Origin of the sequence: Candidatus Chlorohelix sp., from assembly GCF_037138995.1 — a bacterium.
In the GTDB taxonomy this organism is placed as follows: domain Bacteria; phylum Chloroflexota; class Chloroflexia; order Chloroheliales; family Chloroheliaceae; genus Chlorohelix.
This window is the reverse complement of sequence record NZ_JBAXHI010000024.1, coordinates 25,287-40,544: the sequence shown is the minus strand read 5'-3', so window position 1 is coordinate 40,544 and position 15,258 is coordinate 25,287. Positions and strand designations below refer to the sequence as shown.

Sequence of the window (15,258 nt, the reverse complement as noted above, 5' to 3'; positions counted from 1 at the left end):
ATTAAGCCCTCGTTTCCAATAGCCTAGCATTGAACCGCGCTTTTAGGCGGCGCATACCAATTTCAATCTGAGGATAAATATACCAGACAGTGCCGATAGCGAATAGACCTCCGGTTAGCAAACGCAATTCCCAAGCGCTTTGTCTCCAGCCAAAAAGCTGAGTAAAGGCATCTAGCAGCAGCGGCAAAGAAAACAAGCCATATTGCCACAGCTTAAGTGGCTGCAAACGGTTTCTGAGGATATGGAATATTAGCCCGGTCAACCCCAACACCGTATAGATTGCCAAGCACCGCTGACATAAGCCCATTTGATGCCCTTCAATGGAGAAAGAGTGCGAGGGTTCCTGTACGCATAGCAAACTGCACAACCCGTTTACCGGAACGCTCAGCCAACGCCAACCCTGCTGCTCGGCAAGCGGTACCGCCAAAGCTAACCCGACCATCCCAATATTAAAAGTGTTAAGCGCCGTTAGCCAACGTTGCGACATAAAGCGCAGAAACCCGGTAAAACCTTCAACAGTGTTCTCGGAAAGACGTTGCCGCCACTCCGGTATATCATCCCGAATATATGCCATTTTTTCAGGGTCGAGCTTAATATTTTTTTGCCTGTTCTGAAATTTTGGTTCGGACATAATACTTAGTTACCACTGGCTAAAGCTTTTTCGTAAAACGCTTTTATCTCGGCTGCGCTTAACTGTCCACGCTGAATCGCTACAATTTTACCGTTCTTATCAAGAAAGTATGACTCCGGGAATTTTGTCACAAAATAACCGCCAGCTACCTCGCTATTCTTATCGAGTAGTACCGGAACTGTGACACCTCCATTGTCCTTGAAAAAGGATTTGATAGTGCTATCGTCTTCCTTCTGGTTTACGGTTAAAACAGCTACGGAACTATCGTTTTTATGCTGCTTGTAAAAATCATTAATATCTTTGATTTCGTCTTGGCAAGGAATACACCAAGAAGCCCAGAAATTCACAAAAACAACTTTGCCGCGAAATTTGCTGAGTTGTACCGGATTCCCGCCTAATTGACCTAGCACAAAATCAGGCGCAATATCATTTTCTTTCAATTCTTCGGTGGGCAGCTTCTGATTGGGAATCAAGCCCGCTTTTTGAGTAACACCATCCATTGTAATGGTATCGGGTCCGCGTAGTGCGGTAGCAAGCATAATGTAGCAGCCAAACAGAAAGGCTATACCGAAAATAGAACCCAATGCAAACCGTGCCAGCCTTGCAGCAGTAGAATCAGGACGGGATGAACGAGGATTAGCTGTGGGATTTGCCTGTTCTTTTTTATATTTTTCTGCGATATTTGCCATTGCTTATTGCCCCTTTTTCAAAAATATAGGATTGACTTCTTCTTTAGTTGAGTGTAGCATTTTTAAGATACCGACGCAATTATTGTGACAATTCATAAATTTAGATTTTGATTAATACATGACTAATACTTCAAATGAGCCTTCGAATCCCTATCGTTTGCTGCCTGCAATTGACAAGCTATTAACTTCAGCACAATTACGTAGGCTGATAGAAGTAGAAGGCTTGCCGCGTGATTTTATAACCACTATAGCGCGTGAGAGACTGGAGTTAGCACGGCAAAATATTCGGCAAGGTGCCACACCTCTCACTTCACAGCAATTGTTGGATGAAATCGAAAGTGTGGCAAAAAATATCAGTAACGGAAATTTGCGCGAAGTTATAAACGCTACCGGAGTAATTGTACATACCAATATAGGACGCGCTCCGCTTAGCGTTGAAGCAGCGATGGCAGTGAGTAAGGTTGCGGTAGGCTATAGCAACCTTGAATACGAACTGGATACAGGGGAACGTGGCAGTCGCATGAGCCATATTTCAGATTTGATAGCGCGGTTGACTGGAGCGGAAGCAGGGTTGGCAGTAAACAATAATGCGGCAGCGGTCTTCATGGTTCTTTCTGCTTTCGCACGGGATAAAGAGGCGCTGATTTCACGGGGGCAAGCGGTGGAAATCGGTGGTTCTTTTCGAGTACCGGATGTTATTGCTCAAAGTGGCGGTAGGTTGGTTGATGTAGGTACTACCAACAAAACCTATCTTAGAGATTACGAAAATGCAATTACTCCCAATACAGCAGTTATATTGCAGGTACACAGTAGCAACTTCAAGGTTATTGGTTTTACCCATTCAGCCAAACTGGAAGAATTGGTGCAATTGGCAAACGCGCACAACCTGATTGTGGTAGAAGATTTAGGCAGCGGCACATTACTGGATACTGCTCAATACGGCTTGTCGCATGAACCTACCGTTCAGGAAAGCATTAGCAAGGGCGTGCATCTGGTAACTTTTAGCGGTGATAAATTGCTTGGCGGCCCACAAGCCGGAATAATTGCAGGGCGCAAGGACTTAGTCGAAAAACTCAAAAACCATACACTCGCTCGCGCGTTGCGGCTCGATAAAATGACAATTGCAGCTCTCCAAACTACCTTTTTGCATTATCTAAAGGGTGAAGCGGAACGGAAAATCCCGGTGTGGCAAATGATTTCGATGTCGCAAACGGAAATATTACAACGTGCCAAAAACTGGCAAGCGATTCTGGCTAATTGCTGGGAGGGCGCTACCATTGTGGAAGGGCTTTCTACGGTGGGAGGAGGTTCTCTACCGGGCGAAACTCTGCCTACTTATCTATTGGCGTTGCCCGCATTACAGGGAAAGAACGCCGCAATGCTGACTTCCGCCCTGCGACAACAGCACCCCGCGATAATTTGCCGAGTTGAGCGCGAAACACTATTACTAGACCCTCGTACCGTATTACCTAATCAAGACGAAATACTATTAGGCTCTTTGAAAAAGAAAGGCTCTATCACATCATAAAATCACTTGGGCTTTTCGACTTCTATAAATGCTCTTAACTGAAAAGGCTTTTAAGAGATTAAATAATCTATATAGAATGGCTATAGGCAAAATCATTCAAAATTAACTGAAATACAACTTGACAAGTTCTTCAATAATGTGTTAAATTTGGGAAAGTATTTAATTTGCTAATTCTTTTCAGAACCTTCTGTTGGGGAGATGCCATAATGGCAAAAGAAAAAAAGGCTAGCGCACAGGTAGCCGAAAAAATTGAGAAGAAAACGAAAAAAGGTGGGGGCTTCTTCCGCTTCCTTTTTATCCTCGCAATCCTTGCCCTTCTTGTAGTATTCCTACGTAAGCAGATGGGTGGTTCTGGGGAAAAATCTAGTTAACTGAAACAGGAAAAATCAGAAACTAAGAAACCTCCCCCCAAAAGGGAGGTTTTTTCACAAATAAAGCATTTGTTATTAACAATAAGTAATAACACTTAAGAATATAAGAGAAACGGGCGTTCGCCCGATGTTTTGAGGAAAGGATAATTGCAGTGATGTATCGTATGAATGAACCAATGCAGGGGAGGGAACGCCAGATGGCGAACCAAGCCTGTTACACTCGAATGGCTAACCAGCCTCAAGCTTTTGCAATACCCACTGCTACTTCCCTTAGCCTCATTAATCCCCTTATTCTTCTACTTATTAGCCTTATTATTAGCCTTAACGGTCTCCTACTCGTTCTTAGCCCGCTTGGTCTTTAGAAAAATACTAGGTTAGGTAAAGGCAAAGAAGCGTTACCTTAATCACCCGGTATTCGATTAAAGAGCCAAGCGGTGCCAAATAAATTTCCGGTAATATAGCTCACAAAATAATAATCGCAAAGACGCGAAGACACTAAAACTAAATAATTGTATTTGTTTGAAGACAAATTTTGATCGCAAGGGCGCGTTTCAAGCCGATAAAAGGCTAATAAACGTCGTTATTGTTATGTTAATCTGAGGAGGAAGAGGTAAAAAATGGCTACCACCACTTCAACACAGCAACAGGCTGATGTTCGCTTCACACAACGCGAACTTGACGGTGCGCGTATTCTCTGCGAGTGCTTGATTGCAGAGGGCGTACAGGTTATATTTGGCTATCCCGGTGGTGTGCTTTTGCCGCTCTATCATGTATTTAGCGAATATCCTGAAATCCGGCATATACTCGTAAGGCATGAGCAAGCAGCAGCGCACGCAGCAGATGGCTACGCCCGCGCCACCAACAAGGTAGGGGTGTGTATGGGTACCAGCGGACCGGGCGCAACCAACTTGGTTACAGGGATTGCTACTGCTATGATGGATAGCGCACCGGTAGTAGCGCTTACCGGGCAAGTAACACGCAGCTTGATTGGTCGTGATGCTTTCCAGGAAACTGACATTACCGGTATTACCTTGCCAATTACCAAGCATAACTGGTTGGTAATGGACACTGCCGATTTGGCAACAACTGTCAAAAAGGCATTTCACATTGCTGGTACCGGACGACCCGGACCTGTTCTAGTGGATATTCCTAAAGACGTATTTACCAGCAAAACCTATTTCACCGGGTATCCCACCGAAATAAAAATGCGTGGATATAACCCTACTGTTTTCGGTCATGCTCGCCAAATCAAACAGGCTGCCAAACTGATAAATGAGGCGCAACGCCCTGTACTTCTGGTAGGGCATGGTGTAACCACTTCCGAAGCCTATAACGAACTGATGGAACTAGCAGAACGAGCCGAGATTCCGGTTATTAGCACCTTACAAGGTTTGAGCAGTTTCCCAACCGCGCATCCTTTGAGCTTGGGTATGCCCGGTATGCACGGTAACTTGCATGCCAATCATGCTATCAATGAGTCGGATGTACTAATTGCGATGGGTATGCGTTTCGATGACCGCGTAACCGGAAACTTGAAATCCTTCGCCCGTAACTGCAAGATTATCCACATTGATATTGACCCGGCTGAAATCGGTAAGAACGTGCCTGTCCATATCCCGATTGTAGGCGATGTGAAAAAAATATTGCAGGTTTTGAACTTGCACGTCAATGCCGCCAAACATACGGAATGGCTGGAAAAAATCACCCATTGGCGCGGAAAAGACGCAGCACGCCGCGACAACGAAATGGCGCGTCTGGGCGTGCTACCTCCTCAATTCATCATCAAAACTTTAGGTGAGGTTTTAGGCGGAGATGCGGTTATTACCACCGACGTAGGGCAGCACCAGATGTATGTGGCGCAACACTTCAACTTCCGCAAGGCTAATTCCTTGATTAGCAGCGGCGGTTTAGGTACGATGGGCTTTGGCTTGCCAAGCGCGATGGGCGCAAAAATGGCTTTGGGAGAGAATGTGCCAGTGTGGACGGTAACAGGTGATGGCGGTTTCCAAATGAATATGCAGGAACTTGCCACCTGTGTACAGGAAAAAATCAACGTCAAAATAGCCATACTTAACAACGGCGTGTTAGGAATGATTCGGCAGTGGCAGCAGGTGTTCTATGATGGACGCTACCATAGCACCCCAATCACAGGACCAGACTTCGTTAAACTGGCGGAAGCCTTCGGCGTGCGTGCTTGGCGCGTAACCCACCGCGATGAAGTAGCTCGCACCATTCAAGAAGCCAACGATTGGGACGGTCCGACGTTGATTGATTTCATTATCCCGCAAGGTGAAAACGTATTCCCAATGGTTCCTCCGGGTGGTTCAAACCTGGATGCTATTACCGAAGCTTAATTAACTCTATCCCCTCACTTGCATGGGTGAGGGGGATACTGGAATATATAAGGAAGCCAGAATGCCTACTATAACTGCAAAGCCCGGAATTAAGCATACGTTGGTTGTGCTGTTGGAAGACGAGCCGGGCGCATTGAATCGGGTGGTGAGCATGTTCCGAAGACGCAGCTTCAACATTGAAAGCCTGAGCGTGGGACATACCGAAGAAGCCAATCTTAGCCGTATGACCTTGACCGTTGCCGGTGAAGACAATGAGGTCGAGCAGATGGTTAAACATCTTTACAAGGTACTGGAAGTAGTTAAAGTAACCGATGTCACCGCCGAGCAAAGTATTATCCGTGAAATGGCGCTAATAAAAGTCACCGCCGACAAGCCTGAAAGCCGGGCTGAAATTATGCAGTTTGCCGAAATCTTTAAAGCACGGGTACTGGATGTAGCCCCCGATAGCATAACCCTTGAATCTACCGGACCGGAAGATGAAGTTGATCGCCTGTTCAGTCTGTTAAGGCGTTATGGTATCAAAGAAAGCGTTCGAACTGGCAGCGTAGCCATGTTGCGAGGATCCTCTGTAGCAGGAGCAATTTAAGTTAAGAAACTGGCAGTTGTGAGGACTACCGATTTCAAACAATAGTTTCAAAACACTGTGTAGTATGAGAGGAGTTCGAGAAAAATGGGATCAACCTACGCAATCACTCAGGTGAATACGCTGGAAGCTGAAAATGCTTTGGATAGATTTATTAAGGGCGAACTGCAGGACGCTCTTAGCCATATTCAGCAGCTCAATGCTTCTGTCTATTATTCTTGCAGACTCGATAACATCGAGAACAAAGGTCGTCGCATTATGATTGTGGCAGACGCAAGCGAGGATTTGGTTAGAATATGTATCGAAGCCGCCTACGAGTTATACGAAGGTGATACTCATTTCTTCGTAGAACGAATCGGTACTTCCAATCGAACCGAAGCTCAAGAACGTGTACCAAACCTGATGCAACGGGCATATGATCGATTAGTTACTTGGAAACCATCACACGACAATATCTGGGATAACGTTTACTAGGTTCGGGTTGTGGATTCAGGTTACGGAACCAACGGGCATGAAGGCAGTTTTATTTATGAACGGTAATAAACCTGAATGCCAATAGCCGAAACCTTTGAGGAGGAGATAATGGCGAGGCTCTATTACGACAAAGATGCGAATTTTGACCTTATAAAAAACAAAAAGGTAGCAATTATCGGTTACGGTAGCCAAGGTCACGCGCATGCGTTGAACTTGCACGAAAGCGGTTGTGACGTGCGTATCGGTCTTTACAAAGGCAGCAAAAGCTGGGAAGAAGCCGCAAAACATCTTCCTGTTAAAACCGTGGCGGAAGCATCGGCGGAAGCAGATGTTATCATGATACTTCTGCCCGATCAGACCCAACGTGCGGTTTACGAACAGGACATCAAGCCGGGCTTGAAAGATGGCGACACTCTGATGTTTGCTCACGGCTTTAACATCCACTTCAACCAAGTGTTGCCGCCCTCGTTCGTGGACGTATCAATGATTGCGCCCAAAGGACCGGGACATTTGGTACGCAGCGTGTATGTAGAAGGTGGAGGCGTTCCAGCATTGGTAGCAGTTCAGCAGGATTACACCGGACAAGCCAAACAGCAAGCGCTGGCTTATGCGCGTGGTATCGGAGCGGCTCGCGCCGGCGTACTTGAAACCACTTTCAAGGAAGAAACCGAGACCGACCTCTTTGGAGAGCAAGCGGTATTGTGCGGTGGTCTGGCAGCCTTGACCAAAGCCGGTTTTGAAACCCTTGTAGAAGCCGGATACCAACCGGAGGCAGCTTATTTTGAGTGCTTGCACGAGCTTAAGCTGATTGTGGATCTGATGTACAAGGGCGGGCTGGAATATATGCGTTTCAGCATCAGCGATACCGCTGAATATGGCGATTATACCCGCGGACCGCGCATCGTAAATGATGAAACTCGTGCCGAAATGAGGCGGATATTGCGAGAAATTCAGAACGGACAGTTTGCCAAAGAATTTATTTTGGAAAATCAGTCCGGCAAAGCTTCCTTCCAAGCGCTGCGTAGAGTGGAGAGAGAGCATCCTATTGAGAAGGTCGGCAAAGAATTGCGTGCAATGATGAGTTGGTTGAACGCAAAGTAACAAACACAAGGTAATAGCGCTCTGGTTCTTTTCAGAGCGCTTTCGCCTGTAAATAAATGGAGGATAAGATGAGTAGTCAGAGCGGAGAGAGCGGGGTAGTGAGCCACGATAAAGCCAATCGTGTAATCATTTTCGATACCACCCTGCGCGATGGGGAGCAATCGCCCGGCGCAACTATGAACGCGGATGAAAAAATCGAAATTGCCAAGCAATTGGCGCGTTTGGGTGTGGATGTAATCGAAGCCGGTTTTCCGATTAGCAGCGAAGGCGATTTCGAGGCGGTAAAGCGCATTGCACAGGAAGTAAAAGGTCCCACTATCGCTGGTCTCGCCCGCGCCCGCGCTCAGGATATTGACCGCTGCTGGGAAGCCGTCAAACATTCCGACAAACCCCGTATTCACGTTTTTATCTCCAGTTCGGATATTCATCTCCAACATCTTTTCAAACTTACCCGTGAAGAAGCGTTGGCGCAAACTCGCGAAATGGTAGCACACGCCAAACAATATTGTGACGATATTGAATTCAGCGCACAGGATGCGACCCGTTCCGAGCTTGATTATCTTTGCCAAATGATTCAAGCAGCGGTAGATGCCGGCGCTACTACCGTGAACCTACCAGATACGGTGGGCTATACCACTCCTAACGAATACGAGAATATGATTTTGACAGTCAAGGCGCAGGTAAAAGGTATCGAGAACGTTATTATCTCGGTTCATTGCCACAACGATTTGGGAATGGCAGTTGCCAACAGCCTGACTACCCTTCGCGCTGGCGCAAGACAAGTTGAATGCACTATCAACGGTATCGGTGAACGCGCCGGAAATGCCGCGCTGGAAGAAATCGTGATGGCGCTTAACACGCGCGGCGATTTCTTTAACCTGTGGACTGGCGTAGATATAGGGCAAATCCAGAAAACGAGCCGGATGGTAAGCTCTTTTACCGGTATCATGGTGCAGCCCAACAAAGCAATTGTAGGTTCAAATGCCTTTGCCCATGAGAGCGGTATTCATCAGGACGGTATGTTGAAAGAACGACGCACCTACGAAATCATGGATGCCTCCGCAGTAGGCGCAGGTGATACCAATCTGGTATTGGGCAAGCATAGCGGACGACATGCTTTCAAGAAAAAGCTGCAAGATTTAGGCTACTATTTGGAAGGTGAGGAATTAAACCGCGCTTTCTTTGAGTTCAAACAATTGTGTGACCGCAAGAAGTCTGTCACCGACCGCGAACTTGAGGCATTGGTGATTGATCAGGTTCAGAACGAGAATAAAACTATGTTCCGACTTGAACAAATTCAGGCTACCTCTGGCGACAAGTCTATTCCTACTGCAACTGTCAAATTAGTTGCGCCCGATGGTACGATTGTAACCGACTCGGCTACGGGAGACGGGCCGGTAGATGCGGTTTGCGCTGCTATCAATCGCATTACCGGTGTACACTGCGTTCTCAGCGAGTTCAATATTACCGCTATAACCAAGGGCATTGACTCAATGGGTGAGGTGGCAATCAAGGTATCATACAAGGGACGCACAGTTAGCGGACATGGCGCACACACCGATATAATTGTGGCTTCAGCCCGCGCTTACCTGCAAGCGGTTAATCGTTTTGTGGAAATGGGCGAATTTGCTGATGAATCGGGCGCAGACCCCTATCGCCGCGATGAGTTCGGACCGCTTGCCGGAACGAGCCGCGCTTTCGGAAGATAACAAACTAGAAGATACAGGAACTGCTACCATCAGACTAAGCGATTCCTGTATGCTGCATTTATATTTCTAATACAAGGATTGTTCAATGAACTTCAAGATTGCGGTACTACCCGGTGACGGAATAGGTCAGGAAGTAACAGAAGAAGCACTTAAAGTTTTTGAGGTAGTAGCCGAGGAGTTTGGGCATACGCTGGATACCGAATTTGGATTGGTGGGTGGCGCTGCTCTTGATGCAGAAGGTGTGCCAATCTCAGACTCAGCGATGGAAATGTGCAATCGCGCCGATGCAATTCTCTTTGGCGCGGTAGGTTTACCTAAATTCGACAATGCGCCGATGGACAAACGCCCGGAATTGGCTTTGTTCCGGCTGCGTAAGGGTTTCGAGCTTTACGCCAATCTTCGCCCGGTTAAAAACCTGCCGGCTTTGCAAAACGCCAGCAACCTGAAACCGGAAGTGCTGGCAGGCGTTGACATGGTGGTGGTGCGCGAATTAACCGGAGGACTGTATTTCGGGAAACCAGCAGAACGCTACACCGATGCCGAAGGACGCAAAGCCATTGACACCCTGCCCTATAGTGAGCAGGAAATCAGCCGCATCGTGCGAACTGCCTTTGAATTGGCACGGCAGCGCAACGGCAAGAAACTTGTTACCTCAGTTGATAAGGCAAACGTATTGCATACCAGCCGTTTGTGGCGTGAAGTAGCCACTGAAGTAGGGCAAGAATACCCCGATATTGCACTAGAGCATTTGTTAGTGGACGCTACGGCAATGAACCTGATTCGCAAACCCTCTGCCTTTGACGTGATTGTAACTGAAAACATGTTCGGCGACATCCTCACCGATGAAGCCTCGATGTTGGCAGGCTCGATGGGTTTGCTGGCAAGCGCCAGTCTTGGAACGCGCCGCAATGAATACGGCGGGCAATACGGCATGTATGAGCCGATTCACGGCACAGCCCCCGACATCACCGGACAGGGCATTGCCAATCCGTTAGCAGCGATTGGGTGCGTGGCAATGTTGCTGCGTTCTACCTTTGGTCTGGAAAAAGAGGCTTCTGCAATTGAGGAGGCTATCGAGCAAGCCCTTAATGATGGCTTGCGTACTCCCGACCTTTATCAGACCGGCACTACCAAACTTAATACTATCCAGATGGGTGATGCTGTAGCTGAGCGAGTTCGCGCTAAAGTCACACGCTAAAATAAATAATTTTAGTATAAAGGCAGGGGGCTTTAGCCCCTTGTCTGACTCAAGCAAAAGACCTGATAGAGAATATGTAGCACGAAATAGAGGCAAAATGCTTAGAGAAGTTGAAAAAGGAAATTGTTTAGCGCCGATCATCCCGCTAGAAGCCTTGAGTAGGGCTTTTAGTCCGGTGGTCGGCGCGGAAATTGGCTGATTCTTACATTTAATTGTGACCCTAGGGGAATTGTAAATTTATCACTCAGCCTGACCCGGCTGGAAATGGAGAATCAGACAATGTTGGAAGATAAACGAATAGTGGTTTACGATACAACCCTGCGTGACGGCAGTCAGGGCGAAGGCTTGAGCTTTTCGGTAGAAGATAAGCTAAATCTGGTAAAAAAGCTGGATGAAATGCTCGGTCTTGCCTATATAGAAGCGGGCTGGCCCGGCAGCAACCCTAAAGATGAGGAGTTTTTTGCACGGGCGGCAGCAGGCGAATTGCAGCTAAAAAATGCAAAACTCTCCGCTTTTGGCAGCACTCGCCGCGCCAATGTTTTGCCGGAAGATGATAACAACCTGCGTTTGCTGATTGAAGCCAAAACGCCGGTAATAACAATTTTTGGAAAAACTTGGGATTTGCATGTAATTCGCGCTTTGGGTACTACCCTCGAAGAAAATCTGAAGATGATTTCGGATAGTGTCGCCTACTTGAAAAAAGCCGGACGTGAGGTAGTGTACGATGCAGAGCATTTCTTTGATGGTTACAAAGCAAACCCGGATTATGCGCTGGAAACACTACGCCAAGCCCACGCTGCGGGCGCAGATTGGGTGGTGCTGTGTGATACTAACGGAGGTTTGCTGACCGAAGAAGTGCCAGTAATACTTGCACGAGTGAAAGAGACTATCCCCAATGCCCGTTTAGGCATTCACGTGCATAACGATGGCGATTTGGCATGTGCCAATACCCTTACTGCCGTTCGGAACGGCGCAGAGCAAGTGCAGGGTACTATCAATGGCTACGGTGAACGCTGCGGTAACGCTAGTCTGTGTTCTGTATTGCCCAACCTTGAATTAAAGATGGGCTACCACTGCTTGCCAGAAGGCAATCTCGCAAACTTGACCGAAATCTCCCGATATGTGGCAGAAGTGGCGAATTTGTCGCACAATAATCAGTTGCCGTTTGTGGGTCGCAGCGCCTTTGCCCATAAGGGTGGAGTGCATGTAGATGCAGTTATGAAGGATCGCCGCACCTATGAGCATATCGTGCCTGAAAGTGTTGGGAATAGCCAGCGCGTCCTAATCTCGGAACTGAGCGGGCAAAGCAATGTTTTGCATAAAGCCTATCAGCTTGGCTTGCAGATGCACAAGGGTGATGCCGAAGTAAAAGAAGTAATCGAACAGATAAAGCAACTTGAAAATCGCGGATTCCACTTTGAAAATGCTGAAGCAAGCATCGAATTGATAATGTGGCGCACTCAACCGGGTTACACCGCCCCATTTGAGTTAAGGGATATGTTGGTATTATCAGAGCGGCGTGCCAGCAGCAGTGAAGGCTTGCTAAGTGAGGCAACAGTCAAATTGCAAATTGCTGGAAATATGTTGCATACCGTTGCAGATGGAAATGGACCAGTTAATGCGCTGGACGCGGCGTTACGCAAGGCGCTTGTAATATATTACCCTCAACTTGATGCAGTACGATTGACTGATTATAAGGTGCGGGTGGTAAATGAAGATGGCACTGCCAGCGGTATCCGAGTGACTATTACCAGCACCGATGGGCATGAAATCTGGCAGACCGTTGGTAGTAGCACTAACGTGATTGAAGCTAGTTGGTTTGCGCTGGCAGATAGCCTTGAATACGCGCTGGTGTACCATTTATTCAAGCAAAATCAACCGGAAGCATCCGCGCTACAAACAGTTTAACCTAACAACTTCTTTTTGATAAAAGCCACGACGTCGCTAACTTGCGGCGTCTTTTTATTGTGTTGTAGTTTGCCTCATGTTACGATAAAATAAGGCTGCGTCGGGATAAATTGAAGTCGAAAATGTAACCAAATAAAATTTCCAAAATCTAGGTAAAAATATGAGCTTATTGAAAAAAAGTAAGCAGAAACCCGACCAGCAGAAAAAAACTAAATCACCTTCCAAAACAAAGAGTAAGCAGAATCTAGCAGAAAAGGATACCGCTGAACTTAAATTTACCCCAAATATTAAAAGAAACGGCTCAAAAAATATCTGGCTAAAATTGCTAATTAATCTTACAGATAGATCCTTGTTGGCGCGTCGCTTGACCGCGTTTATCTTTGCTTTTTTCAGCCTCACCGGTATAGCTATTGCACTGCTATGGCAGGTTGATGTAAAAGCGGTTTATAAGCAATCCGCCGGTGAGGTAGCGCTTGATGACGTAGTAGCACCGCGTAACCTCAGCTATAGCAGTAAAATCCTAACGGATGAGGCGCGTGAACTCAACGCAGATAACCCAACCAACAACGTTTACAAGCGTGACGAAGTAAGCATCTCCAACCAGCGGAATGCGATGCTGACTGTACTTGACCTCATAACTGCTGCCAGAAGTACCGGTCCGCTGGCTTTTGCCTCTATGAAGATTCAGTCCCAAATCGTTAATGCACGCTTAGCAGAAGAGGACCTGAGTGCGCTTGCTTCACTTAGTGCAGGTGATTGGGATAGTGTATCCGCAGAAGTTCGCAGCACCTTCAATACTGTTATGAGCCGCCAGATTATACCCGGCAAACTCAGCGAGGAACTAAATCGGCTAAATCTTGAAGTCAGTAACCCTTCCAGTTTACCCACAACCTTTGCACAGCTAAATATTCAAGACCGTCGTTTGGTAGTAGCTTTAGTCCGCCCCTTTATTGTTTCCAACGCAATCCTTGATATAGAAGCCACCAAACGAAACCAGATTCTGGCAAGAGAAAGCACCCAATCGGTTACTCAGAATCTTACAAAGGGGCAAGTTATAGTCAGAAAAGGCGAGCTAATCCAACCTATCCATGTCGAAAGCATGGAACGTTATGGACTAAGGAACAGCCTAAATGAATGGACTTATATTTTCGGAGTGGTTGGGGTAATTGCGCTTTTACTCTTTCTGTTATGTAGCTATATAGGCGTAATTTATAACACCCTATGGAAAAATTACAAAATATTAGGCTTCATAACCTTTTCTATGATATTGGCGGCTATCGGTATTCGTTTACTGGTGGACACTTCCGACCATAGTTTGCTGCCATATCTTTTACCCATCGCCGGAATCAGCATGTCGGTTACTACGTTGATAAATATCAATGTAGGGCTAATGGTGGCGTTAATACCTGCGTTGGTAGCAGGGTTGGAAGGAAAATCGCCTGAGCTAATGCTGGTATATTTCTGTGGCGGTCTGGTAGGAGCGCTAACCTTATGGAAAGCTGAACGTACCATATATTTCGCCTTTGCGGGAGTTGCCAGCGCAGGCATTCAATTTCTGGCAGGTCTTTTCTACACGCTTATTCTAGGCAATATACAACCGGGCAATATCGGTCTATTGCTAATCTTCAGTTTGGTAAACGGGCTATTAAGCGCGAGCCTTGCCTTCTTTACTTTTAGCGTATTGGGAAGGGCGCTTGGTGTAACCTCTCCAATTGTCCTAATGGAACTTTCACACCCCAACCAACCCTTGTTACGTCAGTTGATGCGAGATGCGCCCGGCACATACCACCACAGCATGCTGGTAGGTAGTTTGGCGGAACAGGCTGCCGAACGATTAGAAGGTGATTCTTTACTGGCAAGAGTAAGCGCATACTACCACGACATCGGCAAACTTGAATGTCCTAATTACTTTATAGACAATCAGGGCAATCGTCCCAATATTCATGACACGCTTGACCCGCGTGAGAGTGTGCGAATAATAAAACGCCACGTAGAGTATGGCATAGAATTAGCAAAAGAACACAACTTGCCAGAGCGGGTAGTGGACATCATTCAACAGCATCATGGAACCTGCGTTATCAGCTATTTCTATAACAAGGCACTGCAAATGGGTTTGGATATGGAGGAGTTGGATTTTCGTTATCCGGGACCTAAACCTCAAACCAAAATCGCGGCATTGGTTATGCTGGCGGATGGTTGTGAAGCGGCTGTACGCGCCAATGTGCAAAGTGGGCGAATACTCACCGGCAAAACGCCAGAAGTGCAGGTAATCAAACCTGAATCGGACTTAAAAAAGTCGCTTAGCATTACTGAAGTTGTAAATAAAATATTCGATGACCGTGTTAAGGATAATCAACTTGATGAATGTGACCTGACATTGCGAGAAATCGAGCGCACCCGACAGCAATTCATTGAGCAATTAACCAGCATTTACCACCCTCGCGTAGATTATAATGAACAACTTGATACTAAAGTTGGAGCAGAAAACAAAATAGTTACAGCTACGGTGATAGAGTTGTCCCCTGATAAACCTGTTCCCACCCTTACTGAAGGAGCCGCCGATAGCGGTTATATTGAAAAAGAATCCACTATGCCGCCTGAGATAGATAACCCAAAAACAAACGGTAATAATAACCAACGTAAAGGTACAGGGGGAATTGGTGGAGCAGGACAGCGCATAAATCGGGTACAACAAAATACAGAAGAGTAAAA

Annotated in this window: 13 protein-coding genes; 11 read left to right on the top strand and 2 right to left on the bottom strand. The window is 46.7% G+C overall.

All coding sequences use genetic code 11. The features are described from left to right. Nucleotide 1: 1 nt before the first annotated feature. On the bottom strand, nt 2-631 hold the full coding sequence (locus tag WCK19_RS11845) for a DUF2085 domain-containing protein (protein WP_342397594.1): 630 nt from the start codon (nt 629-631) through the stop codon (nt 2-4). Nucleotides 632-636: 5 nt separating this feature from the next. Further along, on the bottom strand, nt 637-1,320 hold the full coding sequence (locus WCK19_RS11840; RefSeq protein WP_342397593.1) for a TlpA disulfide reductase family protein: 684 nt from the start codon (nt 1,318-1,320) through the stop codon (nt 637-639). A gap of 118 nt (nt 1,321-1,438) precedes the next feature. Between WCK19_RS11840 and selA the strand changes: the two genes are divergently transcribed. The 11 genes from selA (at nt 1,439) to WCK19_RS11785 (ending at nt 15,256) form a co-directional block, all read left to right on the top strand. After that, nucleotides 1,439-2,848 carry an L-seryl-tRNA(Sec) selenium transferase gene (gene selA, locus WCK19_RS11835; RefSeq protein ID WP_342397592.1) on the top strand — a complete coding sequence of 470 codons (1,410 nt, stop codon included), beginning with the start codon at nt 1,439-1,441 and terminating at the stop codon, nt 2,846-2,848. A 206-nt stretch (nt 2,849-3,054) separates the two neighbouring features. Continuing rightward, nucleotides 3,055-3,219 carry a hypothetical protein gene (locus WCK19_RS11830; protein WP_342397591.1) on the top strand — a complete coding sequence of 55 codons (165 nt, stop codon included), beginning with the start codon at nt 3,055-3,057 and terminating at the stop codon, nt 3,217-3,219. A gap of 164 nt (nt 3,220-3,383) precedes the next feature. Continuing rightward, entirely contained in the window at nt 3,384-3,581 is a 198-nt protein-coding gene (locus WCK19_RS11825; protein WP_342397590.1) for a hypothetical protein, read from the top strand. A 255-nt stretch (nt 3,582-3,836) separates the two neighbouring features. After that, nucleotides 3,837-5,573: a biosynthetic-type acetolactate synthase large subunit gene (gene ilvB, locus WCK19_RS11820; RefSeq protein WP_342397589.1), complete on the top strand. Its 1,737-nt coding sequence runs from the start codon at nt 3,837-3,839 to the stop codon at nt 5,571-5,573. A 61-nt stretch (nt 5,574-5,634) separates the two neighbouring features. Beyond that, nucleotides 5,635-6,159 carry an acetolactate synthase small subunit gene (gene ilvN, locus WCK19_RS11815; protein WP_342397588.1) on the top strand — a complete coding sequence of 175 codons (525 nt, stop codon included), beginning with the start codon at nt 5,635-5,637 and terminating at the stop codon, nt 6,157-6,159. 84 nt (nt 6,160-6,243) lie between these two features. Beyond that, nucleotides 6,244-6,630 (top strand): hypothetical protein, encoded by a 387-nt coding sequence (locus WCK19_RS11810; RefSeq protein ID WP_342397587.1) that lies wholly within the window; start codon nt 6,244-6,246, stop codon nt 6,628-6,630. A 108-nt stretch (nt 6,631-6,738) separates the two neighbouring features. Then, nucleotides 6,739-7,731 carry a ketol-acid reductoisomerase gene (ilvC, locus tag WCK19_RS11805; RefSeq protein ID WP_342397586.1) on the top strand — a complete coding sequence of 331 codons (993 nt, stop codon included), beginning with the start codon at nt 6,739-6,741 and terminating at the stop codon, nt 7,729-7,731. 68 nt (nt 7,732-7,799) lie between these two features. Beyond that, a complete protein-coding gene (locus tag WCK19_RS11800; RefSeq protein ID WP_342397585.1) occupies nt 7,800-9,440 on the top strand; it encodes a 2-isopropylmalate synthase in 1,641 nt (546 codons plus the stop codon). A gap of 85 nt (nt 9,441-9,525) precedes the next feature. After that, a complete protein-coding gene (leuB, locus tag WCK19_RS11795; RefSeq protein ID WP_342397584.1) occupies nt 9,526-10,638 on the top strand; it encodes a 3-isopropylmalate dehydrogenase in 1,113 nt (370 codons plus the stop codon). Nucleotides 10,639-10,917: 279 nt separating this feature from the next. After that, the gene (cimA, locus tag WCK19_RS11790; protein WP_342397583.1) at nt 10,918-12,546 is read left to right on the top strand and encodes a citramalate synthase; all 1,629 of its coding nucleotides are present in this window, start codon (nt 10,918-10,920) and stop codon (nt 12,544-12,546) included. Between the two features lie 160 nt (nt 12,547-12,706). Next, nucleotides 12,707-15,256, top strand: coding sequence for an HDIG domain-containing metalloprotein (locus tag WCK19_RS11785; protein ID WP_342397582.1), 2,550 nt, complete (start codon nt 12,707-12,709; stop codon nt 15,254-15,256). The last annotated feature ends 2 nt before the right edge of the window (nt 15,257-15,258 follow it).

Excerpts from the sequence above, each read along its gene's own strand:
- WCK19_RS11845 (WP_342397594.1), bottom strand. The coding sequence starts at position 631 with ATGTCCGAACCAAAATTTCAGAACAGGCAAAAAAATATTAAGCTCGAC.
- WCK19_RS11840 (WP_342397593.1), bottom strand. The coding sequence starts at position 1,320 with ATGGCAAATATCGCAGAAAAATATAAAAAAGAACAGGCAAATCCCACA.
- selA (WP_342397592.1), top strand. The coding sequence starts at position 1,439 with ATGACTAATACTTCAAATGAGCCTTCGAATCCCTATCGTTTGCTGCCT.
- WCK19_RS11830 (WP_342397591.1), top strand. The coding sequence starts at position 3,055 with ATGGCAAAAGAAAAAAAGGCTAGCGCACAGGTAGCCGAAAAAATTGAG.
- WCK19_RS11825 (WP_342397590.1), top strand. The coding sequence starts at position 3,384 with ATGAATGAACCAATGCAGGGGAGGGAACGCCAGATGGCGAACCAAGCC.
- ilvB (WP_342397589.1), top strand. The coding sequence starts at position 3,837 with ATGGCTACCACCACTTCAACACAGCAACAGGCTGATGTTCGCTTCACA.
- ilvN (WP_342397588.1), top strand. The coding sequence starts at position 5,635 with ATGCCTACTATAACTGCAAAGCCCGGAATTAAGCATACGTTGGTTGTG.
- WCK19_RS11810 (WP_342397587.1), top strand. The coding sequence starts at position 6,244 with ATGGGATCAACCTACGCAATCACTCAGGTGAATACGCTGGAAGCTGAA.
- ilvC (WP_342397586.1), top strand. The coding sequence starts at position 6,739 with ATGGCGAGGCTCTATTACGACAAAGATGCGAATTTTGACCTTATAAAA.
- WCK19_RS11800 (WP_342397585.1), top strand. The coding sequence starts at position 7,800 with ATGAGTAGTCAGAGCGGAGAGAGCGGGGTAGTGAGCCACGATAAAGCC.
- leuB (WP_342397584.1), top strand. The coding sequence starts at position 9,526 with ATGAACTTCAAGATTGCGGTACTACCCGGTGACGGAATAGGTCAGGAA.
- cimA (WP_342397583.1), top strand. The coding sequence starts at position 10,918 with ATGTTGGAAGATAAACGAATAGTGGTTTACGATACAACCCTGCGTGAC.
- WCK19_RS11785 (WP_342397582.1), top strand. The coding sequence starts at position 12,707 with ATGAGCTTATTGAAAAAAAGTAAGCAGAAACCCGACCAGCAGAAAAAA.